Source organism: Komagataeibacter europaeus, assembly GCF_002173515.1.
In the GTDB taxonomy this organism is placed as follows: Bacteria; Pseudomonadota; Alphaproteobacteria; order Acetobacterales; family Acetobacteraceae; genus Komagataeibacter; species Komagataeibacter europaeus.
The window spans coordinates 276,360-300,080 of the sequence record NZ_CP021468.1 but is presented as its reverse complement, the minus strand read 5'-3'; the positions used below and the strand labels follow the sequence as shown (position 1 = coordinate 300,080).

The window sequence follows — 23,721 nt, the reverse complement described above, 5'->3', positions numbered from 1 at the left end:
TCGCTGGCCTTTCTGGCGTTTCGCGTCAAGAAAAACCGGTGCTCTCTTTTATAGACCGGGATCTGCCAGAAGGACGGATATTCACAAAAGGTTACCGGTTCTGGCATCCCGAGCGGAATGCCCGCCATCACTGATCCGCCCTAGCCTGAGCGCATTGGTAACGACGGTGACGGAAGACAGCGCCATGGCGGCACCTGCGATCATCGGCGATAGCAACAGTCCGAATACCGGGTAGAGGACGCCTGCCGCAACCGGAATGCCGATCCCGTTGAACAGAAACGAGAAGGCAAGGTTCTGCCGGATATTGCGCATGATCGCGTGCGCCAGTTTTCGGGCGCGGACCAGCGCACCCAGGCTGCCATGGGCCAGTGTGATGCCTGCGCTCTCGATGGCGACGTCAGTTCCTGTTCCCATGGCGATACCTACGGAAGCCGCCGCGAGGGCCGGCGCGTCGTTCACGCCGTCTCCCGTCATCGCCACATGGCGGCCGACACTCTCCAACTGTCTGATGATATCGGCCTTGTCCTGGGGCTTCAGCCCGGCGTGTACCTCTGCAATGTTCCCGGCAGCCTGTGCCACAGCTCTTGCAGTCGTCTCGTTATCGCCAGTCAGCATGACGATGCGCATCCCGTCATCATGCAGCGCCGCTAACGCAGCTTTCGTGTCTTCCCGCAGCGGATCGGCCACGGCAATCGTCCCCGCTGCTTTCCCGTCTATCGCAACAAACATGACCCCCGCGCCGGACTGACGATATCGCGTTGCATCTGCCTCCAGCGGAGCGGGATCTGCCCCGGCCTGCTTGAGCCTTTCGGCATTGCCAATCACCACCTGACGGCCATCTGCTGTGCCGCTGACGCCGAGGCCGGGCTGTGAGCCGAAATCGCTGATCTGCCCCAGCGTGCCATGGCGCTCCTTCAGTGCCCGGACCACTGCCTGGGCCAGCGGATGCTGGGACTGCGCTTCGATTGAGGCCGCCAGGCGCAGCACATCGTCCTCCTGCCACGCTGGCGCAACGTCGAGGGCGATCAACCGGGGATGTCCTTCCGTGAGCGTGCCGGTCTTGTCCACCACCAGGGTGTCCACCTTGTCCAGTGCCTGCAGGGCCTCGGCATTGCGCACCAGAACGCCCTCACGCGCGCCGCGCCCGGTGCCAACCATGATGGACATCGGCGTGGCCAGTCCCAACGCGCAGGGACAGGCGATGATCAAAACGGATATGGCATTGAGCAGGGCATGGCCGAAGCGCGGCGCGGGACCGACAAAATACCACACGACGAAAGTCACGAGGGATATACCCAACACCAGCGGGACGAACCAGTCCGACACGCGGTCGGCGATGCTCTGGATCGGCGCACGACTATGCTGTGCTGTGGCAACCATTGCCACGATGCGGGCAAGCATGGTGTCGCTGCCGACCGCCCGTGCCTCGATTTCCAGGCTGCCAGTGCCGTTAATGGTGCCACCCGTCACCGCATCGCCCGGTTTCTTCACCACGGGCGCAGGCTCGCCGGTGATCATCGCTTCATCCACACTGGACGCGCCGTTCAGCACCATGCCATCAACAGGGACAGATTCACCGGGCCGAACGCGGAGACGGTCGCCTGTCGCGATATCTTCGACCGCAACATCGTTTTCCTGCCCGTCAGCGCCAATGCGATGCGCCTGTTTCGGCGTGAGATCCAATAGCGCGCGGATCGCGTTGCCGGTTGCGGCGCGAGCGCGCAGTTCCAGGACCTGCCCAACCAGCACGAGTGCCACCACCACGCCCGCGGCCTCATAATAGACCGGAAGGCTGCCGTCAGGCATCCGGAAGGTCGCGGGGAAGGCGTCGGGAAAGATCGTTGCCACGAGGCTGTAGCCAAAGGCCGCACCCACGCCGAACATGATCAGGGTGAACATGTTGAAATGGCCGGTGCGTAGTGAGGCGAGACCGCGCTGAAAGAACGGTAACCCGGCCCAGCAGACGGCAGGCAGCGTGAGCGCGAGTTGCACCCATGGCGACAGCACAGGCGGCACAAGATGCAGACCGACATCGCCTCCCATGGCGATGAGCATGAGCGGAATGGCAAGCACCCCGGCCACGATCAGGCGGCGCGTAAAATCCCTGAGTTCGGGATTTTCCTCATTGTGCCCGGTCGGATCCTCCGGCTCCAGCGCCATGCCACAGAGCGGGCAGTCTCCGGAGTGATCCTGCCGGATCTGCGGATGCATGGGACAGGTCCAGATTGTGTGGTTTCCGGCAAGAGAGGGCATTTCGTTCGTGGACGTATGATGGTCATGGCCGGTATTGCTGCCCGATTTCTGACCATGTTCCATTGCTGGCATCGCCGGAGCATTACCAGTTTTCTCTGCAGGTTCCAGCGCCATGCCGCACTTAGGGCATTTTCCCGGATGCGTTTCCCTGATTTCCGGGTGCATCGGACAGGTCCACGCCGTCTGGCCTGCCAGGGACTGGTCATGGGTAATGGACGCCTCGTCCGCCACGAAAGCTGCGGGGTCTGCCCCGAATTTCCGCTGGCAGTGTTCACTACAAAAATAATAATCGTGTCCATCATGCAGCGTGTGAAATTTTGCTGTCACAGTATTCACACTCATGCCACAGACCGGATCATGTACGGTCCTGGGCACCATCATCTGCCGATCATCCTGTCTGGTATCCGTCATGCGTGTTGCCCCGATGGAAGCGGCTGAATTTCAGACTGCGATGGAACAGGCATTGAAACCATGTCACAGCACAGACAATGAAACGACCACTTTGTCGAGACAGTTGCCCGCATACCGGTGATCCCCCAAAAGAGCATACATTCAGCGATTACATGATCGTCAGCAGGCATTGACCTACGTCGCTGTTACAATCAGTGTCTGGAATGAACGTAATCTTAGCTTCTGGACTGATGACCGACCTTATTCGAGACCTCATTCTTCGCTGGCGGGACGATCCGGCAGCAACCTATCAGAGCTGGTTTTTATGGGACGAGCGTATCAAGAACTTTCGCTCCATCCGCAGGGGGCTGCAGCAGGTTGTCACCGAGATTGCCGCTGGTACGTTCGGGGTCGCCTATCGTGGCTCCTCACTGGAAACAGTTGTTCATTCGATTGCGGAGCAGCGTCAGATTTTCAAGGGGGCAGATCATGCGTTCCTTTGGAAGCCGAAGCTACGAATTCCAGATATCTACGAGAATCCCGTCAACCAGAAAGCGTTCGGTCAGCTTCTCGATACCTGTCTGTGCTGCAATACTGAAGAGCACGTGGTTTCGGCCATTCATGCGATTGATGCTCGCAAGATAAAGGGACTGGGACCAGCCGTCGCCAATCTGCTGTATTTTCTGCATCCGACAATCATGCCGCCGTTCAACACGGCGATCGTGAAGGGCTATAACGCTCTGACCGGATCGAAGGTGAAACTGGGGCGATGGGAAGAGTATCTCGCCATGCGGCAGGGAATCCTGAAGCTGAATGCGACCTATCGTTCACTGCTTTCCAATGATCTGGGCGCCATCGGAGGACTGCTGTTTGACCTCGGTAGCGGACGCTATACAGCGCCACCTCTCGAGGATGACGAAACCGCGCGAAAGCTTTGGGAAGCCGATCTCCATCAGGTAAGGGAGCAGAGCGCGAAAGAAGCCCGGATCCTCGCCGCGGAGCGGGAAACGGATCATACCCATACCGAGATTCAGGGCTGGCTTCGTGATCTGGGGCTTTCCCTGGGGTATGATGTCTGGATTGCGGCCAATGATCGCAGTCGTCCATGGCAGGACGGTAAATTGGGAGATGGCTGCCTGTCGGTGTTGCCAGGGTTCACGACAGAAACGCAGGGAGCGGAATCCGTGCGCCTGATCGATGTCCTGTGGCTGGACCAGGAAAGCCGCAGGATTGTTGCAGCATTCGAGGTCGAACATTCAACGACCATCTATTCCGGTATCGTGCGGATGCTGGATCTTGCTCTCGGGTCAGAGGCGCAGGCCCTGGAGGGCCTGTTCCTTGTTGCGCCGGACAAGCGGGAAGCCGATGTGCGGGAACAGTTGAAGCGGCCGGCCTTCAGCAGGATCGCCGACCTGAAAGTCCGGTATCTGCCTTATGGGGCGCTTGAGAAGGATCGTGAGGCAATCGAGCGTTTTGGTCATGGGATGAAGCCTATTCAGGCAATATCCCATCTTCTTACCCCAGCGTGATGTTGATGACAGCAATGAGCGGTACAATATCTGTTTCAGAGCGGGCAGAGAAATCGGGGCAGCTTCCCTCTCTGTCCCGAACGTCTTTTGCCATACGATGTCCGCTTATCGGAACCCGGAGCGGTCCTGTTATACTACCAGGTGGGGAGATCGAAGAATCGTTGATTGAAGGTATTATGTCCTGATTTTGGGCTTAACGAGCAAGTATTGATGGTTCTGGGTGATGACTTTCGCTCTGCGCCTGGGGCAGAACGGGGAGCATTATAGGCTGGTTTTCTACGCGGCGGCGCTGATCCGCTCCAGAAACAGAAAGCGGCGCATGTTGTAGACGATATTGGCCAATCGGCCGCTGCCGTCGCGCAATGGTTTTCGGTCGTCTCGGCACAACCCGTACCCGAACATGATGGCCGTCTCATCATCGCCCGTCAGGCAGCCGATGCTTATATGCACCGCAGCAAGGCTGAGAACACACTGCGCACCTGTCGCGCCGCCGTCCGGTCCTGGTGTCGCTGGGCCTGCCCTTCAGGAAACGTCCGCGCCTGCGGACTCAGCACCACCTGACCTGCCTGTCGTCCCGCCATCGTTCTGCTCCCGTCATTGCGACAGGAGCATCATCTAATGATGCTTATTTCAGTTTCAGATGACGAGGAGGAAAGAGTTCTTCGTTCTCTGGAATTGATGCTCGCAAAGGAAACGCCGAACAATTTCATGTAGAGTAAGCGCTAACTGAAATCGAGACGGCAAAAATCCACTTTTCCGTTTACATCTCAGTATTCTTAATGTCTCGAATGAAGGCGGCTGTCGCCTTTTCCTCGCATCTCGCCCACATATGTGCTAATGTGGGTTTGTGCTTCATGGGAGGGATATATCATGAGCCGACTGACCATTGATATGACGGATCAGCAGCACCAGAGCCTGAAAGCACTGGCGGCGCTACAGGGCAAGACGATCAAACAGTATGCTGTTGATTTTCACTGAGAACTGACCCGGGTTTTTCATCAGGAATTGACCCAGCCAGATGCTATTTCAGGCATAGTGAGGCGGGCGGTCAAGAAGAGGATCTGTCCTTTTTGTTTTTTGACGCGGCGGTGCTGGCGCGGAACCTGTAGCTGTCATTTCCTGTCTCGAGGATATGACAGTGATGGGTCAGCCGATCGAGGAGCGCCGTCGTCATCTTCGGGTCACCAAAGACATCACCCCATTCACTGAAGCTGAGATTGGTTGTGATGATGACACTGGTGCGCTCGTAGAGGCGGCTGAGCAGATGGAACAGCAGGGCGCCCCCTGATGCACTGAAGGGGAGATAACCGAGTTCATCAAGGATCACGAGATCCAGGCGGAGCAGCCTGTCGGCAATCTGCCCGGCCCGGTTGGCGATCTTTTCCTGTTCGAGCGCATTGACCAGGTCGACCGTTGACCAGAAGCGCGCCTTCTTGCGGTGATGGGTGATCGCCTGGATGGCCAGCGCGGTCGCCAGGTGGGTTTTCCCGGTTCCCGGGCCGCCGATCAGCACGACATTTTCAGCACGCTCGATGAAGTCCCCGCCATGGAGCTGGCGGATCATGGGCTCGTTGACCTGCGTATCGGCAAAGGAGAACCCGGACAGGTCCTTGTAGGCGGGGAACCGGGCGGTCTTTGTCTGGTAGGCGATGGAGCGGACTTCGCGTTCGGCCAGTTCCGCCTTCAGGAGCTGCGAGAGGATGGGGATGGCCGCCTCGAAGGCGGGCGCGCCCTGCTCTATGAGGTCAGCCGTGGCCTGGGCCATGCCATACATCCGCAATCCACGGAGCATGACGACAAGTGAAGCAGCAGCAGGATCATGACGCATGGTGGCTGTCCCTTCGCAGAATGTCATACCGCCCTGTATCGGCGCACGGTTCGTGTTCGAGCACCAGGGCCTGTGGGGCATCAAGCCGGGGAACCACGGTTCTCCTGGCATCGATCAGGCGATGAAGCGTATTGAGAACATGGGTCTTGGTCGCCACGCCGTCTTCAAGTGCCAGTTCAACCGCGCAGAGGACAGCCTGCTCATCATGCTGCAGCACAAGGGCCAGGATTTCAGCCATTTCCCGGTCGCCTCCAGGTCGCCTGAGCAGTTGATCCTGCAGGGTCCGGAAGGCGGCTGGCAATTTGGCAAACGGCGCGCCATTGCGCAGGGCGCCCGGTTTGCGCTGGATGACCGCCAGATAATGCCGCCAGTCATACACCGTGCGGCCTGGCACGCCATGCGAACGCGTGATGATCCGGTCATGCACGCACAGAACCTGCCCTTCGGCGATAACGCGCAGCCTGTCGGGATAAACCCGCAGGCTGACCGGACGATTGGCAAAGGAAGCCGGCACGCTGTAGCGATTGCCTTCGAACTGGATCAGGCAGGTTGGTGAGACGCGCTTGGTCTGTTCGACAAACCCGTCAAAGGGACGCCCCGGCACCATGAGGTGAGGACGCTCGGCTTGCATGGACTTCGGAGACGCTGTGCGGCAATTCAGCATGCTGCAGCCGTTCCCAACAGTCCAGGCAGCGGGCTTCCAGCCAGGCGTTCAGCGCCCCCAGATCAGGAAAGGCAGGCAGATCCTGCCAGATCTGGCGCCGGGCATCCTGCACGGTCTTCTCGATCTGCCCTTTCTCCCATCCGGCTGCCGGATTGCAGAAGGTCGCCTCGAACAGATAATGGCTGGCCAGGGCCATGAAGCGCAGATTGACCTGACGTGCCTTGCCCGACCCAATCCGGTCCACGGCGGTCTTCATGTTGTCAAAAATACCCCGCCGCGGCACGCCACCGAGCACGCGGAAGGCCTCGGTAAGCGCATCGAAAAGCATCTCGTGGGTCTGCAGGGGATAGGCCCTGAGTATGAAGGCCCGGCTGAAGGACAGTTTGGTGTGGGCAACCTGCAGCTTGACGCGATGCCCGGCAATCACCGCCCAGTCCTCGCCCCAGTCGAACTGGAAGGCTTCCCCGGGCTGGAAGCATAGGGGCACGAAAACACCCCGACCCGTTGTCTGGCGTGCCTGGCGCTGTTCGTGTTTCCACTGCCGGATGAAAGCGGCCACCCGTCCGTAGGACCCATCATAACCCAGCGCCACAAGGTCTTCATGCAGTCGTCGCGCCGTGCGCCGGTTCTTGCGGGGGCGAGCGGCTTCCAGGACCAGCCATCCCCTCAGCCTGTCAGCAAACGGGTCCAGTCGGCTGGGACGTTCGGGAACCTGAAACCGTGGTTCAATACTCTGTGCCCGGAGATATTTCCGGATCGTATTGCGTGACAGTCCCGTCCGGCGTTCGATCTCGCGGATCGGAAGATGATCCCGGCAGTGCCACCGACGGATCACACTCAGAAGCTCCATGTCAATCACTCCTCAAACCCCCAGCAGATGCTGCCGGGGAGTGTGAAGGCATGGGTCAAATCTCGATGAAAATTTCCGCCCTACCCGGGTCAGTTCTCAGTGAAAATCAACACCCACGACTATTACTACCCTTCACTTACGCATTTCCCCTGTCCGAGCCTGAACACAGATGCGATCAGCGGTCCGCAGTGCAAGAGCCGTAATTGTCAGTGACGGATTGACACCACCCGTTGTTGGAAACACCGATCCGTCACAGATCCACAGATTGGGAATGTCCCAGCTTCGGCAATCCGCGTCGACCACGCTGGTTTCCCGATCGAACCCCATCCGCGCGGTGCCGGCCAGATGGTTGGTGTCATTCTCCTGCCGCCACAGGTCCCTTACCCCCACCAGTTCCAGGCTGCGTTGCATTTCCCCCAGCGCGTGCTGGATCATGGCCTTGTCATTATCGTGCCAGGAATAGGTCACCCGCGCGATGGGCAGGCCGTACCGGTCGGTCTCATCGGCCAGCGTGACCCGGTTATCTGGATGCGGCAGCATTTCCCCCACCATCTTCAGCCCGACCTGATGATTGTAATCCCCCATCTTTTCACGCAATGCCGCCCCCCACAGCCTGCGGGAAGCGGACATGGCAGCTGACCATTCAACCGGCAGCGGCCCCTGTGCCATCCAGCAGTAGCCGCCGTGGAAATCCTTCCTGTCGTTATAGTTCCAGTGCTCGGTAATGGTCAGGGAGGGCGGTCCCTTGTTCCACCGCACCATGACATCCATCACGCCGTAGACCGCCTGATTGGACTGCGTCATCAGGTAGCGCCCCACCAGGCCGGAACTGTTGGCCAGCCCGTTGCGGAACCGATCGGTGGCGGAGTTGAGCAGCAGGCGTGGCGTCTCGATCGCATAACCTGCCACGATGACATTCCGGGCCGCCTGAAAATGCCATGCGCCATTGCGATGATAATGCACGCCACAGGCCCGGCCCGCCGCATCGACCGCAATGCGCCCGACCATTGCCAGATCGCGGATCTCCGCCCCCGCAGCAAGGGCGCGCGGGATGTAGGTGACAAGCTGGCTCTGCTTGGCATTGGTCGCACAACCAACCCGGCAGAAGCCACGGTACACGCATGAAGGTGAATCCCCCCGGGGGGCCGAAACTGTTGCCAGCGGTGTTTCCGACCATTGATAGCCCATGGCCTCCGCCCCCTGTGCCAGCACTTCCGCCGCCCCATTGATCTCATGTGCCCGGTAGGGATAGCGTGGGCGTTTTGGTCCCCATGGGTAGGAAACCGGCCCGGCAATGGCCAGATCGCGCTCTGCCCGGGCGTAGTAATGCCACATCTCACGCCAGTCGAGCGGCCAGTCCGCGCCGTAACCCAGCAGGGTACGCGACCTGAACCATTCCGGCCGGAAGCGGAGCGAGACCATGGCATAATGCACTGTTGATCCGCCAACCGCCCGCCCGCTGTTGTTGGCCCCCATTTTTAGCGGATTGGCACCATCCACCAGCCGTTCATCCATCCAGAACAGCTGACTCTGGCTGGTCTCATCGGATGCAAAATCCTCCAGTGGCCGGAAATAGGGTCCGGCATCGAAGCCGATGACCGAATATCCACGCTCCGCAAGGCGTGCGAGCAATGGTCCCCCGCCTGCCCCCGTACCGATCACCACGAAGTCCACGGTTTCACGCTGCGGGTATTCGCGCATCGGTACCCAGCCGCCGGAATGAAAGACATCCGGTGCACGGCCATGGGTGGCCCTTGGTGTGGTCAGGGGATTATCGTACACGCCTGTTCTCCCTGCCTGCGCGCGCTTCCTCCCCCGGTCCGGCTTCTACCGGTTCCCACGGGTCACGGCGGTTATTGCGCATACGTACGTAGCCGCGCGGACTGGCGGGACCGCCGAAACCGATTTCGTTCCAGCTTGTGGGATGGGCGTAATAGGCTGCGATGATGTCGCCCATTATGTGTTCGGAAAAGAACAGCGCCGCATCCAGGTCTCCCCATGCCGGCGCATTGATCCAGCCACCCTCCGCGCGCTGTAGCAGGTCATCCCGTTGTGCGATGGTCAGGTGATGGAAAGCCGTGCCGTGAAGCTGCCGGGCCTCGGCCTCGAACGCCGCCAGTCCCTGCCGCCATGCCTCGCGCTGCGGTGGCAGGGCCGCGTTGCGGAACCCGTTGCGGGCATCAGCCTGCAACCTCTGGTCGATATAGGCGGCCAGCGGCACGGGCGGGCGGTTTTTCGGCTGGGGAATGATGCGATCACAGATTGCAACCAGCGTGTCCCACTCGATCCGTGAAAGGAAACGTGGTTCACGCGGCACGCCAAGGCGGGCATCCATGACCCTGCGGGTTGCCTCGTTCCACGATGGCGAATGTCTTTTGCCCAGCACGTCATAACCGGGATAGCGGTCGCGTTCAGTCATAGGGATGGTCCTCCAGCAGGCCAAGTGCCGCAAGCCCAGCAAGCGCCAGGCCGGTAAACGCCGGGGGGGCCGGAATGGGCGGTCCATTAAGGATATTCTGCTGCCAGTTGCGCCAGCCGCCCATGTCACGTCCCACGCCAATGGCATGGAAGGCGGTACCGGACAGACCAAGAATGGCCGTGGCACGCAGCCACCAGCGCGTGACGCGCCGCGTGATGCCCGCCGGGCCAAGCGCGCTCCGCCCCAGAACCAGGGCGGCGACAGGTGGCATGGTAACCGGCAGATACATGAACGGATCATGAAAACCGCCGCGAAAATGCAGCAGGGCCGCCTCGCCCACGGTTCCGGTTATGCCAAGGCCCGATACCACACCCACGACACGCCCGGCGGGCAGGCCCCATATCATGGGCGCCTGTCCGGGCGGGGTTTCACGCACCCGTTCCGACAGGTAACCAAGCAGACCGGAAAGCCCGATGGCCATGGGCGCGCCGAGGGGGGCGCCATAAAACAGGTTCTGCCACGAAAAGCCGCCCGCCTTCCTGCGCACGTTGAACAGGTGGAAACCGGTACCAACAAGACCGACAATGCCGGTCAGCGCATAGACCGTATCGCGCACCACGTGCGGTGTCTGGCGCGTATCCATCGTGCCATGCGCACTGACACCCAGCGCCATGGCGGCGGTCACCAGCGGCGTGAACATCGCCCTGTTCTGAAATTGCCCACGATAATGCTCCACCGCGCTGTCAAACAGGACAGAGGCCGCAAGGGTACCCGCCGCGTGGTTAAGGCGCCGCGCCGCACGATTGGCGGCAGCAGGATCAGGCACCGGTGCTTTTGCTGGTGAGCGCGTGGCAGGAGGCGGACGGGCATGTGAATGCAATGCCCCGATCAATGCCGCACCGGTCAGCGATCCAAGCAGTGTCAATGCGGTACGTGCCGCGCCACTCGGGCTGGTGGTATTGGCCATCTTCCCGCTCCTCTGTTAGTGGACCGCGAATGGCGCGGCATCAGCGTGCCTGAATGTCAGGCCACAGCCGGGCTGCGTCAGATCCGAGGCAATCCGCCCATCGTGCGGGACCGGCGCGCCATCGAACAGACGCTGTTCAATACGCACATGATCGTGAAACCATTCCAGATGCCGCAGGTTACGCACGGCACATAAGGCATGAAGGTGCAGTGCTGGCGCGCAATGGGCCGAAAACGGGATGTGAAAGGCATCGGCCAGATCAGCTACGCGCAGCAGCCCGCTCACGCCCCCGCAGCGTGTGATGTCTGCCTGGAGCACATCCACAGCATGGCACGCCAATAGCTGCCGGGCCATATCGACATTGTAGATGTATTCACCTGCCGCCAGTTCCATCGGGGCAGGCAGATGGGCGCGTATGGCGGTGAGACCTTCAATGTCATCGGATGAGACTGGCTCCTCGAACCAACATACCCCCCAGGCTTCCATGGCCCTGCGGCCGGATGCGATAGCCGCCTTGACATCCATGGCCCCATTGGCATCCATGAACAGCGCGGCATCACCGATTGCACGCCGTGCAATTTCAAGCCGGTGCAGGTCACGGGCCGGGTCGGTACCAACCTTGATCTTGACGGCACGGCATCCAGCGTCGCGCACCCACCGGTGGAGCTGCTGTGCAAGCTGCTGGTCCGAATAGGTGGTGAACCCGCCACTGCCGTAAATTTCGATATGATCACGCCATGCCCCCAGCAGGGTCGCCAGCGGCAGGTCCAGTAATTTTGCCTTCAGGTCCCATACCGCCGTATCGACAGCCGAGATTGCATTGGCCGCCATGCCTGCACGCCCCATATTGCGCACGGCTGCCTGAAGGGCGTCCCACAGTTTTGTCGGGGCAAACGGGTCGCTCCCCACAATCCGGTGCTTCAGCGCGCCTTCTATCAGGCGCGCTACCGCGGCATCGGAATAGGTATAGCCAAGGCCGGTACAGCCCCCCGCCGTAACGTGCACAACAATGACTGTCGTGGCCGACCATGCCATCGTGCCGTCGGCTTCCGGGCTGTCGGTAGGGAGTGTAAAGGCCTGCGCCGTGATGCCGTCGATCTGTAAATCCGGGCGCCTCACGATTTTCCTGCGGGCAGGAAGGACGCCAGCATTTCCTTTGCCGAACCCAGTATGACACTGGCCCGCTCCGGTTCCGTGGGTAGTGAGGTCAGGAAGGCCTTGGCCTGCTGCAGGGTGATGTGTGGAGGCAATGGCGGCACATTGGGGTCGGTGCGGGCCTCCAGAATGACCGGGCGATCGGCGCTCAGGGCTTCTTCCCATGCGGTGGCGACGCGTGCGGGGTCGTCAACATAAATACCCTTCAGCCCCAGCAGTTCGGCATACCGATGATAGGGAAAATCAGGGATGGACTGGGTTGATTCCGTCTTGCCCTTGCCAAGCTGGATGCGTTCTTCCCATGTCACCTGATTGAGATCCTGATTATTCAGCACCAGGACGATCAGCCGGGGATTGGACCATTGCTTCCAGTATTTGGAAATCGTGATCATGACGTTCAGGCCATTCATCTGCATGGCCCCGTCGCCCATGCAGGCAATGACCGTGCGTTCGGGATAGGCCATCTTGCCTGCCATGGCGTAAGGCGTCCCTGCACCCAGCGATGCAAGGCCACCCGACAGCGATGCTTTCATGCCTCGCCGTATTTTCAGGTCGCGCGCATACCAGTTGGCAACGGAGCCGGAATCAGCGGTGATGATGGCGTTTTCGGGCAGACGTGGCGAAAGTTCCCAGAACACGCGCTGCGGGTTGAGCGGCCGGGCGCTGGTCATGGCACGGGCTTCCAGCACTTTCCACCACTGGGTCACTTCTTTTTCAATATGGGCGCGCCATGAGCGGTCACTATTGTGATGAAGCAACGGGATCAGGGCGCGTAATGTCGCAGCGCTATCGCCCTGCAGGTTGACCTCCATCGGGTAACGCAGGGACAGATTGGCACCATTGATGTCGATCTGCACCCCGCGTGCGTGACCGGGTTTTGGCAGGAATTCGCTGTAAGGGAACGATGACCCCACCATAAGGAACGTGTCGCATTCCTTCATCAGATCCCATGACGGCTTCGTGCCCAGCAGTCCGATCGAACCGGTGACGAAGGGCAGTTCATCCGGCACGGCGGCCTTGCCCAGCAGCGCCTTGGCAATCCCTGCCCCAAGGATTTCCGCGATCTGGAGCAACTGGTCCGTTGCCTCCAGCGCACCTGCGCCAGCAAGGATCGCAACCTTTTTGCCTGCATTGAGTATTTCGGCCGCGGCGCGCAGGCCTGCCTCCTCGGGCACCTTGCTGCCGACTGTCGTGCCAATGCCGGTATGGGTCGAACCATGAGCCATTGGCGGGTCAGCATAGGGCAGTTCCTGCAGATCGTTGGGCACGATCACGACCGTGGGCGCGCGCTTGTCGCGTGCGATCCGCACGGCCCGGTCCAGCGCATGGCGCATCTGCGATGGTTCGGTCACGGTGACAATGTATTCGCACGCCACGTCCTTGCACAGCGACTGCAGGTCCACTTCCTGCTGGTAATTCGTGCCAATCGCCGTGCGGGCCTGCTGGCCCATGATCGCCACCACACCGACATGGTCCAGCTTGGCATCATACAGCCCGTTCAGCAGGTGAATGGCACCGGGGCCGGACGTTGCAAAACATAGCCCCACCTGCCCGGTAAACTTGGCATGGGCCGTTGCCATGAACGCCGCCATTTCCTCATGTCGCACCTGAACGTATTCAACGTGGCCTGCATCCACTTCACGTTGCAGGGCCACGTCTATTCCGCCTGCCCCATCGCCCGGATAACCGTAGGCACGTCTGAGGCCCCATTCCTGAAGGCGCTTCCATAAGAATTCGCTGACATTCATTTCGGGGGTCTCCTGTCGGATTCATCTGGCTAACGCCGAAAATTCGAAGGGGTTGCCTCTTTTTTCCGTTGGGTATGACGTAACCAGTCGCACGCAGGATGCGTACGACACCCCCGTATGATCGTCTGCAGACAGAATAGTTTTAAAGAAACAGTCAAAAGAATCGGTTGTTCATGCTGAATATGAACAATCGGTACCTGTCATGCGCAGGAATTATTATGTGAACAGAGTGTCTGACATCAGATATGAATGGCATGAGGCAACCGGAGACAGGTTCCCGCCCTCCCCTTCTTACCGACAGGAAGGATATGCCATCTCATATATATATCCGACCTCACGCAGCGGCATGCCGGTTTACGCTCATCCCGGCGATGCGCGTCAGTTTCTGGTCGGCGGATTTTTCTTCTTCAAGTGTGTGTTCCAGAACAGTCGCGCAGTCGGCACGGCCAAGCTGCCGGGCATAGGCGATGAGGCTTCCGTAACGGGTTATTTCATAATGCTCGACCGCCTGGGCTGCGGAGAGCATGGCGGCATCACGGACCTCGGGGTCATCGCAGTCGCTGATTATGTCCTTTGCCTCGGCGAGGATTCCATCCATTGCCTGACAGGTCACGCCCTTGACGGGCTGGCCATGCATCTGGAACACCTGCTCGAGCCTGCGGACATGTTCCTGCGTTTCCGTCAGGTGATGCTGGAACGCAGTCTTCAGTTCCGGTTCAGTGGCTTCTTCCGCCATCGTGGGCAGATTCTTGACGATCTGGTTTTCGGCATAATAGATGTCCTGAAGGGTATGCACGAACAGGTCATCGAGGGTCTTTATCGGTTTTGAAAACAGGCCCATTGATTTTCTCCATTCTCGAAAAGATGCCGCTCGCCTGATCGGCGCACAGTAGTCGATGCGTTGACCGGAGCATTCAGATTCCGGGTGACGGCAGCAGATTGCTGACGTCCCCGGTATTCAACACGATGTCAGGTGTTCTTGTGGCTCTGCTGGCCAGCTTTTACATGCTGTTCATGCGTGCCGCCCCGGGTGCCGGTGCCGTGTTCACCCTCGCTCTTCTCACCGTGCGATGTGCCGGTGTTCTTGTGGCTCTGTTCGCCAGCCTTGACATGCTGTTCATGTGTGCCGCCCCGGGTGCCGGTGCTGTGGGTACCCTCGTTTTTCTCACCTTGCGACGTGCCGGTGTTCTTGTGGCTCTGTTCGCCGGCCTTGACGTGCTGTTCATGGCTGCTGCCCTGATTTGCCATTTTTCCATTCCTTTTTTGCTGATAGGGAACGGTCACTTATTCTGACCGTCACATGACAAACCATCTGGCCCGAATGCGGTTTCAAAGATTCAGCAAAAAGTTTACTTTTTGAACTAAAACAAACGGAGTCGACTATATATAATATGTTTATATTATTATTTATAAATATTTAAATTAAATATTATTATGTAACTGAATATGAAAGCCGTGAGCATTCCAATACAGGCTGATATAAAGAACGCCTTCATGCGCAAGCCGTGGGATTACCTTTAACGGGTAGCACCGGTCTTTACCTGTGTGACACAAGCCTATACCCACGCTTGCCGGATAGGCCGCTCCAGGTGCGTTTGCAATATCATGACCGAAAAACTTTTGTACAACAGTTCCGGTATTTACCTGATGTATATTGATATGGGCTCATTCTCCCGACATCGAGAATAAAGAAACATCGGCCATGGTGATGGCCGCCAGCCAGACGCCGCGCCAGGGAAAATTTTAGCCATCCCTTTTCATGCATTAAGGCGCAACCGGCAGCCCCGTGATGCCTTAAACCCTGTAACGACCCAGACAAAACCAGATACCCCCGGAGCGATTTCCCATGACCCGTGAGTCTGTCGCCGTCCCGTGTCACCTCCAGATCAATGGCCAGGACTACTCTGCTGGCCTGCCGCCATCCGTCACGTTACTTGATCTGCTACGTGAGCGGCTTGACCTGACCGGCACGAAAAAGGGGTGCGATCATGGCCAATGTGGTGCCTGCACCGTGCTGGTGGATGGAAAACGGGTCAAAAGCTGCCTCATCCTTGCTGTCTCGATCCCGGATGCCACGGTCACAACCATCGAGGGGATCGCTCAGGATGGTCGGTTACACCCGATGCAGCAGGCCTTCATTGATGCGGATGCCTTCCAGTGCGGTTACTGCACGCCGGGGCAGATCATGTCGGCCATCGCGCTGCTGGAGGAAAGCCATGTCCATTCCCGCGCGGAAATCCGCGAGTTCATGAGCGGCAATCTATGCCGCTGCGGCGCTTATAACGGGATCATCGACGCCATCGAACGGGTCGTGAGCCAGCAGCACCGTAACCAGGCGGGAGAGGCTGCATGAGAAGTTTTTCGTATTCCCGCCCCACCTCCTTCGAGGAAGCCTGCCGCAATGCCGGACACACGCGCTTCCTTGCAGGCGGAACGAACCTGATCGACCTCATGAAGTCGGATGTTGAACGCCCGGCCCATGTCATCGATATCAAATCCCTGCCGATGCACCATATCGCGGACCGGCCCGATGGCGGGCTCCATCTTGGCGCACTTGTAACCAATGCCGATACGGCGGCCCATCCCCTTGTGGTTGAACGGTACCCCCTGCTCGCCTCGGCCATCCTTGCCGGTGCCAGTCCACAGATCCGCAATATGGCCACCAATGGCGGCAACCTGAACCAGAGGACACGCTGCCACTACTTTTATGATCCCACCATGGCGTGCAACAAGCGTTCGCCCGGCACGGGATGCGCCGCACGGGGCGGTCGCAACCGCATCATGGCCGTTCTGGGCACCAGTGATGCCTGTATCGCCACCTTCCCGTCCGACATGTGCATTGCCCTCGCTGCCCTCAACGCCACGATCAACCTGCACGGCCCGGATGGCGAACGCACGGTTGGCGTGCGTGACTACCACTGCCTGCCCGGTGATACGCCATGGCGCGACAATATCCTGCAACCGGGTGAAATCGTGACCGCCATCGACCTGCCGCCCGCACCGTTCGGTCCGCACCATACCTATCTCAAGGTGCGTGACCGGCTGTCCTTTGCGTTTGCCATCGTCTCGGTGGCCGTGGGCCTGTGCATGAAGGACGGTCGGATCGAACGCGGCAGCATCGCGCTGGGTGGCATGGGTACGAAGCCGTGGTGCGTGCCCCACGCCGAGGCGCTGCTTGAGGACCAGTTACCGTCGCATTCGCTTTTCCGCGATGTTGCCGAGCGATTGCTGCACGGGGCCGTGGCGGACCGTGACAACACCGCCAAGATCCGGCTCGCACCGCGCGTGATCGAACGTGCGTTGTGGCAGGCCGCAATCGGCACGCCGCAATCCCAGACCGACAAGGCCATTCGCTGAAGGATACGTAGCCATGAACGTCATATCCACGCATATCGGGCAGCCTGTTTCGCGGATCGATGGTGTTGCGAAAGTCACCGGTCAGGCGAAATATGCTGCCGAGGCCCACCCGCCGGGCATGCTGTATGGCGTCGTTGTCAACAGCCCCATCGCACGCGGACGGATTGAAACCATTCACGACGCCGAGGCGCGACAGGTTCCCGGCGTGATCGAAGTCATGACCCACCTCAACCGTCCCCATGCCGCATTGTTCGAAAAATCGTACATGGACGGCCTGGGCGTACCTGGTGTGCCCTACAGGCCGCTGCATGACGGTGAAATCCACTTCAACGGGCAGCCCGTTGCCGTCGTCCTTGCCGAAACATTCGAGGCCGCACGTGAAGCGGCCATGGTGGTCCGGGTCGATTATGAACGATGGCCGCACAATGCGGATTTCGAAGTCGCGCTGCATCAGAAATACATGCCATCCAAAACACGTAGCAATTACGTGCCGCCCAAACCCCGCGGCGACGCTGCCGCAGCCTATGCGCTGAGTGCGGTAAAAATCGAGGGTCGCTATCATCTGGCCCCCGAACACCACAACCCGATGGAAATGCACGCCACGACCGCCATCGTGGAAGATGACGGCACGTTCACGGTCTGGGACAAGACACAGGGTCCGCAGGCGGTACAGGCCTATCTGGCAAGCGCCCTTTCCCTGTCAAAAGATCAGGTGCGTGTGCGTAATCCTTATGTAGGCGGCGCATTCGGTTCGGGCCTGCGGGCGGTGTACAACGTCTTCCTTGCCACGCTGGCGGCAGAAATGCTGAAACGAGCAGTGCGCGTGACCCTGACGCGATCGCAGATGTTCACTCACGCCTTCCGCCCCGAAGCCGTCATGGATATTGCCCTTGGCGCCAGCCGGGACGGCACCCTGCAGTCCATGATTGTCAAAGGCGTGACCGATACGTCGCGCTTCGAGCATAATATAGAAAATATCGTGATCTGGGGGCTGATCAATTACAAATGCCCGAACGCCACGGCTGATTACAAGGTCGCACCGCGTGACACCTATACGTCCAGCGACATGCGCGCACCGGGGGCTGCAACCGGCGTCAACCTGCTGGAAATGGCTATTGATGAGATGGCCTATGCCTGCAGCATGGACCCGCTGGCATTCCGTCTGCACAATTATTCCGATATTGACGCCATGCATGACATGCCCCTGACCAGCAAGGCGCTGCGGGACGCAATGGCCCAGGGCGCGCAGCATTTTGGCTGGCATGACCGTTCCATGATGCCCGGCAGCATGCGTGATGGCAGGGAACTGATCGGCTGGGGCATGGCAACGGGCATATGGGATGCCATGTTCTCCCCTACTTCTGCCCGCGCCCGACTGGGTCAGGATGGACGCCTGCATATTGCCACGGCGGCTTCCGATATTGGCACCGGGACCTATACCATCCTGGCGCAGACTGCGGCCGAGGCGTTCGGCATGCCGCTTGACCGGATTGATGTCGAACTGGGGGATTCCACCCTGCCGGAATGCCCGACAGAGGGCGGATCATGGACGGCGGCCTCCGCCGGGGCGGCTGTATGGCTTGCATGTCTCAGCCTGCGCAGGAAACTGATCGACATGCTCGCCAGAAGTGAAAATGCCCCGCCATGGGTAAAGCAGGACACCGTGACGCTGGAAGGCGGCATTCTACATGACATGACTGAAAACGGGCCGGTCAGTCTCTCCCTGCCTGATGCCCTGTCCCTTGCAGGCTACGACGCGCTTGAAGCTGAAGAAACCGCGAAACCGGGACTGCGGGGAAAAATCAGCCAGATGCGCAAGGCGCGTTTCACGCACAGCGCGGTGTTCTGCGAGGTGCGCGTGGACCCGGAACTGGACACCGTACGCGTGACCCGTCTGCTCAATGCCGTTGCCGCCGGGCGGATCATGAACCCGAAAACAGCCGCAAGCCAGATACGTGGTGCCATGGTGATGGCGACCGGCATGGCGCTGCATGAAGAATCCCTGATGGATGAGCGCGTCGACCGTTTCATGAACCACAATTTTGCCGAATATCACATCCCCGCCCATGCCGATATTCCGGACATGGACGTGCTGTTCGTGAATGAACACGATGATGAAGTCAGTCCCCTTGGCGTCAAGGGTATTGGGGAAATCGGCATGTGCGGGACGGCGGCCGCCATTGCCAACGCCATTTTCCATGCGACCGGCAGGCGGTACCGCAATCTGCCCATCATGCCGGGTGCCTGAACCTGCAAGGCGGATGAAGGAGACGTTGGGATGAGTCTGGAACGCTTTCTGCACGGTGGCCGCTGGCTTCACGTCTGTGTAGATATGCAGAACATGTTTCGTGAAAAAACACCGTGGCATGCGCCCTGGATGGCCCGCGTCTTGCCAAATGTGGTCTCCATTGCACGGCGGTATAGGGACAGGACCATTTTTACGCGCTTCATTCCCCCGCTGCGTGCTGATGAAGCGCCGGGGGCGTGGCGGGAATATTATGAGCACTGGCACCAGATGACGCGTGCTGAACTTGATCAGAGGTGGTCCCCATTTTTCGGACAGGGCGATAAGCTATCATCTGGCCTGAACGAGGACGGGTTTTATGGGCAAGGTTACGCGGAAGAGGTATGCGGCAGAGTTCAAGTCACGGGTTGCGCTGGAGGCGATCCGTGGGGAACTGACGCTGGCGGAACTGGCTTCGAAACATGGGGTACATCAGACGATGATCGCCCAGTGGAAACGGCAGGCGATCGAGGGGATGGCGGCGACCTTTTCCGGGAAGACGGTGGCTGAGCCCCCGGTCAGCCCAGCTGACGTGGAGAAACTGCACGCGAAGATAGGCGAACTTCTCGTGGAACGGGATTTTTTACGCGATGCCTCTGCTCGGTTGGGCGTGATCAGAGGCGGCAGATGATTGACCCGAAGAGAGCATGCCTGCCGATAATCCGGCAATGCACGCTGCTGCAACTCAACCGGTCGGGCGTCTACTATCGGCCTGTGCCACAGAGCGAAGCCAATCTGGAGCTGATGCGGCTGATCGACGCCCAGTTCCTGGAAACGCCGTATTATGGCTCACGGCAGATGACATGGCATCTGCGCCGCCAGGGACATGAAGTGGGCCGCAAGCGGGTCCGGCGGCTCATGGCGATCATGGGCCTGCGGGCGATCTACCAGAAGCCGCGCACGACCGTGCCCCATCCGGAGCATCGGAAATATCCATATCTGCTACGGGATCTGGTCATCAATCGGCCTGACCAGGTCTGGTGTTCCGATATCACATATATTCCCATGAAACGGGGATTTCTCTATCTCGTGGCGATCATGGACTGGTTCACGCGCAAGGTCCTGTCCTGGCGTCTGTCGAACACGATGGACGTGGAGTTCTGTATCGAGGCGCTACAGGATGCCCTCATGCGCTATGGCGCCCCGGACATTTTCAATACTGACCAGGGGTCGCAATTTACGACACCCCGTTTCAGCGGGATACTGGAAGAGCGTCAGATCCGCATCAGCATGGATGGGCGCGGTCGCTGGCTGGACAACGTGTTCATCGAGCGTCTGTGGCGGTCGCTGAAATACGAATGCGTCTACCTGTACGCGTTCGAGACCGGATCAGAGCTGAGGGCCGGGCTTGGCAGATGGATCGCCCATTATAACGAAAGGCGTCCGCATACGGCGCTGGCTGGACGAACGCCCGATGAGGCGTATCATGACGTGCCGACGCCATCTGGTCCGGGGTTAACCCCGGACCAGATGGCCAACAGCAACGCCGTCAGAAGGGCGGCATAACAACAACCGGGTATAGCTTATCAAGCCCGCAAAACTGTCCGAACGGACGGGACCACCTCAATCATAACGTATTAAAATCACTAAATTAGTTTCCGGTCATGCTCTGATAAATCTAGCGGTATGTAAGTTGGATCAGTAGTGGGGTACTGACTTTCAGTTTTGCTGTTGCTTGGATCGTGATCTACAATGAAAATCTGCTTCAACGAGACGGGCATTTGGCCTGTTCAGCCTTCGGCTGCCGCGGTGTCCAACATTAGAACGTATCTTTAGCACTGACTTGTGCGTCAGGAGGAAGAACGTCCTCATATAGACGTCGGCCGGTTGCCAAACGTCTTTCAAGGGCTTCGATGAAGCCGTCGTAACGCTCGGCGGCCTGCGCCCTGGCGGCAGCAGCCGAGGTTTCCGGCAAAGCTGGCGTCATGATCATCCAGAAACGGATAAACTGGGCCAGTGTCTCAACGGTGATCCCAGTATCGCGCTCCAGTCGGGACAGGCGTTTATCGACACGGTCCAGCCGTCGGGTCAGTGCGGCCTGTCCGGTCCCCTCTTCAGGAGAGAAAAAGACAGACAGAGCCGTCTCGACCACGAGGGAGCCGGACTGACGGCGACGGGTGGCCGTATCACTGACAGCTTTGAACAGATCGGGATCGAGATAGACCGTCATCTGCTGCTTCTTGCGGGAGCGTTTCATGGTCCACCGATCTCCATCCCATCATCACGGTCAATGGCGGCCAGCCGCGCTACCTTCTGAAGATCCATAAAGTCCCGATCCCACCGTGTCGTGCGATTGCCAGCTTCGGGTGATTTCGTCTGCTCCCGCGTGTCATCCCTCTCCGTACGCGGTGGAATATCACTCGGATCGGCGTCCGGTGTGCGCTTGTGACCGGCCCCCAGAGGCGTTTCTTCTTCCTGCGTTGACAGTGGGGGGGCGGCACCATGCACCACCGTCTCGGGCAAGGGACGTCTGGTCCAGTCATCCGGTTGTATCGCGGTCGGTGCTGATATCGTTCCTGGTTGGGGCGGTGGCAGTGCGCGCTCCCGGAAACGGGCATCACTATAATATCGAGCTTTCTTCGCACGAACGGGTGGCGTCCCCGCCGCCATGACAATCTCGTCGGTTGGTGGAAGTTGCATGATTTCACCTGGCGTCAGAAGCGGGCGGGCACTTTCCTGCCGCGAAACCATCAGATGCCCCAGCCAGGGTGACAGGCGATGCCCGGCATAGTTTTTCTGTGACCTGATTTCCGTGGCAGTGCCCAATGCATCTGAGACCCGCTTGGCAGTCCGTTCATCGTTGGTGGCAAAACTGACCCGGACGTGACAGTTATCGAGGATCGAATTGTTCTGACCGTAGGCTTTCTCTATCTGATTCACGCTCTGGGCGATCAGAAAAGCTTTGATGCCGTAACCACCCATGAACGCGAGAGCGCTTTCAAAGAAATCAAGCCGCCCGAGCGCCGGGAATTCGTCCAGCATCATCAGCAGGCGATGGTTATGCTTATGCGCGTTCAGATCCTCTGTCAGTCTGCGTCCGATCTGGTTCAGCATCAGACGGATCAACGGTTTGGTGCGACTGATATCCGAGGGTGGCACGCTGAGATAAAGCGTGGTCGGACGACGCCCTTTGACAATATCCGCAATCCGCCAGGCACAACGCGAAGTGACTTTCGCGACGACCGGATCACGATACAGGCCAAGAAACGACATGGCGGTGGAGAGCACACCAGACCGTTCGTTGGGAGATTTGTTCAGCAGTTCACGGGCGGCGGATGCAACCACCGGATGCGGGCCATCCTTGCCCAGATGCTTCGTCTGCATCATCGCAGCAAGCGTGGCTTCAATTGAGCGTTTCGGATCAGACAGAAGATTGGCAACACCGTAGAGCGTCTTGTCTTTCTCCGCATACAGAACATGGAGGATGGCGCCCACCAGCAGAGAGTGTGATGTTTTCTCCCAATGGTTCCGGCGTTCAAGCGATCCTTCGGGATCGACAAGCACGTCCGCGACATTCTGGGCGTCGCGTACCTCCCACTCCCCCTGCCGGATTTCAAGCAGGGGGTTGTAGGGATCAGAGGCAGGATTGGTCGGATCGAACAGGAGCACGCTGCTGAAACGCGCCCGAAAACCTGCGGTGATCTGCCAGTTTTCTCCCTTGATATCATGGACGATGGCTGATCCCGGCCATGTCAGCAGGGTCGGAATGACAAGCCCCACCCCCTTACCGGAACGGGTCGGCGCGAAACACAGGACATGTTCAGGACCATTATGACGGAGATAATCCCGTCCATACTGCCCGAGAATGACCCCATCGGGATCGAGCAATCCGGATTGCTGCAATTCCTCACGGCTGGCCCAGCGTGCGCTTCCATAGGTTGCGGCCCGTCTTACCTCACGAGCCCGACGAATGGAAAGCGCGACCGCTGCCACAACAGCCAGTACGCCGCCACTACCGGCGATCCACCCGCCCTGATTAAAAATATCCGGGGCATAGGCGTCGTAGACATACCACCACCAGAAAACCATGGGGGGCCAGTAGACAGGCCAATGATGCGCAAGCGTGAATCAGGGCTGACCAAGCTGGGGCTGAAAGCCCAGTTTCCACGCCACCCATTGCGTCGCCATCCACCATGACAGGATGATCATGAGCAGGACGACGCTCACCTGCCCCCATAAAATCCGTGATCCGGACATAGTGCTTTCCTCCATAGAAACCTATGGAAGAAAGGAAACGAAGACACTTAACTGGATTCAATGTTTTCCGCCCTACCTGC

The 23,721-nt window shown here is 59.2% G+C and carries 15 protein-coding genes and 3 pseudogenes; 6 read left to right on the top strand and 12 right to left on the bottom strand.

Annotated elements, in window-relative coordinates; genetic code table 11:
• Window positions 1-81: 81 nt before the first annotated feature.
• Window positions 82-2,664, bottom strand: a complete 2,583-nt coding sequence (locus tag S101446_RS17265) for a heavy metal translocating P-type ATPase (protein ID WP_087609053.1) — start codon at window positions 2,662-2,664, stop codon at window positions 82-84.
• A 230-nt stretch (window positions 2,665-2,894) separates the two neighbouring features.
• Between S101446_RS17265 and S101446_RS17260 the strand changes: the two genes are divergently transcribed.
• Both S101446_RS17260 and S101446_RS17255 read left to right on the top strand, forming a co-directional pair.
• Complete coding sequence (locus S101446_RS17260; RefSeq protein WP_034929707.1) at window positions 2,895-4,172, top strand: hypothetical protein; 1,278 nt, start codon at window positions 2,895-2,897, stop codon at window positions 4,170-4,172.
• Between the two features lie 870 nt (window positions 4,173-5,042).
• Window positions 5,043-5,141 (top strand): annotated as a pseudogene (locus S101446_RS17255) (antitoxin); the annotation flags it as partial.
• Window positions 5,142-5,220: 79 nt separating this feature from the next.
• On the opposite strand, the gene istB reads toward S101446_RS17255, so the two are convergent.
• The 9 genes and pseudogenes from istB to S101446_RS17210 form a co-directional block, all read right to left on the bottom strand.
• Window positions 5,221-6,000, bottom strand: coding sequence for an IS21-like element helper ATPase IstB (gene istB / locus S101446_RS17250; protein ID WP_087609052.1), 780 nt, complete (start codon window positions 5,998-6,000; stop codon window positions 5,221-5,223).
• Window positions 5,990-7,514, bottom strand: a pseudogene (gene istA / locus S101446_RS17245) (IS21 family transposase). The gene istB and the pseudogene istA overlap by 11 nt, the downstream one beginning before the upstream one ends.
• 132 nt (window positions 7,515-7,646) lie before the next feature.
• A complete protein-coding gene (locus tag S101446_RS17240; RefSeq protein ID WP_087609051.1) occupies window positions 7,647-9,296 on the bottom strand; it encodes a GMC family oxidoreductase in 1,650 nt (549 codons plus the stop codon).
• A complete protein-coding gene (locus S101446_RS17235) occupies window positions 9,286-9,933 on the bottom strand; it encodes a gluconate 2-dehydrogenase subunit 3 family protein (protein ID WP_087609050.1) in 648 nt (215 codons plus the stop codon). Before S101446_RS17235 ends, S101446_RS17240 begins: the two co-directional genes overlap by 11 nt.
• The gene (locus tag S101446_RS17230; protein WP_087609049.1) at window positions 9,926-10,900 is read right to left on the bottom strand and encodes a hypothetical protein; all 975 of its coding nucleotides are present in this window, start codon (window positions 10,898-10,900) and stop codon (window positions 9,926-9,928) included. Before S101446_RS17230 ends, S101446_RS17235 begins: the two co-directional genes overlap by 8 nt.
• 15 nt (window positions 10,901-10,915) lie before the next feature.
• On the bottom strand, window positions 10,916-12,019 hold the full coding sequence (locus S101446_RS17225; RefSeq protein ID WP_087609048.1) for an enolase C-terminal domain-like protein: 1,104 nt from the start codon (window positions 12,017-12,019) through the stop codon (window positions 10,916-10,918).
• Window positions 12,016-13,803: a thiamine pyrophosphate-requiring protein gene (locus S101446_RS17220; RefSeq protein ID WP_087609047.1), complete on the bottom strand. Its 1,788-nt coding sequence runs from the start codon at window positions 13,801-13,803 to the stop codon at window positions 12,016-12,018. The genes S101446_RS17225 and S101446_RS17220 overlap by 4 nt, the downstream gene beginning before the upstream one ends.
• A 334-nt stretch (window positions 13,804-14,137) precedes the next feature.
• Window positions 14,138-14,644 (bottom strand): YciE/YciF ferroxidase family protein, encoded by a 507-nt coding sequence (locus S101446_RS17215; RefSeq protein WP_019091888.1) that lies wholly within the window; start codon window positions 14,642-14,644, stop codon window positions 14,138-14,140.
• Window positions 14,645-14,772: 128 nt separating this feature from the next.
• Complete coding sequence (locus S101446_RS17210) at window positions 14,773-15,051, bottom strand: hypothetical protein (protein WP_019091889.1); 279 nt, start codon at window positions 15,049-15,051, stop codon at window positions 14,773-14,775.
• Window positions 15,052-15,649: 598 nt separating this feature from the next.
• On the opposite strand from S101446_RS17210, the gene S101446_RS17205 reads away from it, so the two are divergent.
• The 4 genes from S101446_RS17205 to S101446_RS17185 all read left to right on the top strand — a co-directional run bounded on the left by S101446_RS17205 (window position 15,650) and on the right by S101446_RS17185 (window position 20,950).
• Window positions 15,650-16,156 carry a (2Fe-2S)-binding protein gene (locus tag S101446_RS17205; RefSeq protein ID WP_087609046.1) on the top strand — a complete coding sequence of 169 codons (507 nt, stop codon included), beginning with the start codon at window positions 15,650-15,652 and terminating at the stop codon, window positions 16,154-16,156.
• The gene (locus S101446_RS17200) at window positions 16,153-17,160 is read left to right on the top strand and encodes an FAD binding domain-containing protein (protein ID WP_087609045.1); all 1,008 of its coding nucleotides are present in this window, start codon (window positions 16,153-16,155) and stop codon (window positions 17,158-17,160) included. The genes S101446_RS17205 and S101446_RS17200 overlap by 4 nt, the downstream gene beginning before the upstream one ends.
• 13 nt (window positions 17,161-17,173) lie before the next feature.
• Complete coding sequence (locus S101446_RS17195) at window positions 17,174-19,408, top strand: xanthine dehydrogenase family protein molybdopterin-binding subunit (protein WP_087609044.1); 2,235 nt, start codon at window positions 17,174-17,176, stop codon at window positions 19,406-19,408.
• A 355-nt stretch (window positions 19,409-19,763) separates the two neighbouring features.
• Window positions 19,764-20,950 (top strand): IS3 family transposase gene (locus tag S101446_RS17185; protein WP_118963845.1). Its coding sequence is split into 2 segments (ribosomal slippage): window positions 19,764-20,022 and window positions 20,022-20,950, totalling 1,188 coding nucleotides; the frame shifts between segments, so codons are not numbered across the junction.
• A 253-nt stretch (window positions 20,951-21,203) separates the two neighbouring features.
• Here the strand turns inward: S101446_RS17185 and S101446_RS17180 are convergent.
• Window positions 21,204-21,641: a CopG family transcriptional regulator gene (locus S101446_RS17180; protein WP_087609043.1), complete on the bottom strand. Its 438-nt coding sequence runs from the start codon at window positions 21,639-21,641 to the stop codon at window positions 21,204-21,206.
• Window positions 21,638-23,641 (bottom strand): annotated as a pseudogene (locus S101446_RS17175) (conjugal transfer protein TraG). Before S101446_RS17175 ends, S101446_RS17180 begins: the two are co-directional and overlap by 4 nt.
• Window positions 23,642-23,721 lie beyond the last annotated feature (80 nt).

Bases quoted from the DNA above. Each gene is read 5' to 3' on its own strand.
- S101446_RS17265 (WP_087609053.1), bottom strand. From the start codon at position 2,664: ATGACGGATACCAGACAGGATGATCGGCAGATGATGGTGCCCAGGACC.
- istB (WP_087609052.1), bottom strand. From the start codon at position 6,000: ATGCGTCATGATCCTGCTGCTGCTTCACTTGTCGTCATGCTCCGTGGA.
- S101446_RS17215 (WP_019091888.1), bottom strand. From the start codon at position 14,644: ATGGGCCTGTTTTCAAAACCGATAAAGACCCTCGATGACCTGTTCGTG.
- S101446_RS17205 (WP_087609046.1), top strand. From the start codon at position 15,650: ATGACCCGTGAGTCTGTCGCCGTCCCGTGTCACCTCCAGATCAATGGC.
- S101446_RS17260 (WP_034929707.1), top strand. From the start codon at position 2,895: ATGACCGACCTTATTCGAGACCTCATTCTTCGCTGGCGGGACGATCCG.
- S101446_RS17230 (WP_087609049.1), bottom strand. From the start codon at position 10,900: ATGGCCAATACCACCAGCCCGAGTGGCGCGGCACGTACCGCATTGACA.
- S101446_RS17200 (WP_087609045.1), top strand. From the start codon at position 16,153: ATGAGAAGTTTTTCGTATTCCCGCCCCACCTCCTTCGAGGAAGCCTGC.
- S101446_RS17220 (WP_087609047.1), bottom strand. From the start codon at position 13,803: ATGAATGTCAGCGAATTCTTATGGAAGCGCCTTCAGGAATGGGGCCTC.
- S101446_RS17235 (WP_087609050.1), bottom strand. From the start codon at position 9,933: ATGACTGAACGCGACCGCTATCCCGGTTATGACGTGCTGGGCAAAAGA.
- S101446_RS17210 (WP_019091889.1), bottom strand. From the start codon at position 15,051: ATGGCAAATCAGGGCAGCAGCCATGAACAGCACGTCAAGGCCGGCGAA.
- S101446_RS17195 (WP_087609044.1), top strand. From the start codon at position 17,174: ATGAACGTCATATCCACGCATATCGGGCAGCCTGTTTCGCGGATCGAT.
- S101446_RS17180 (WP_087609043.1), bottom strand. From the start codon at position 21,641: ATGAAACGCTCCCGCAAGAAGCAGCAGATGACGGTCTATCTCGATCCC.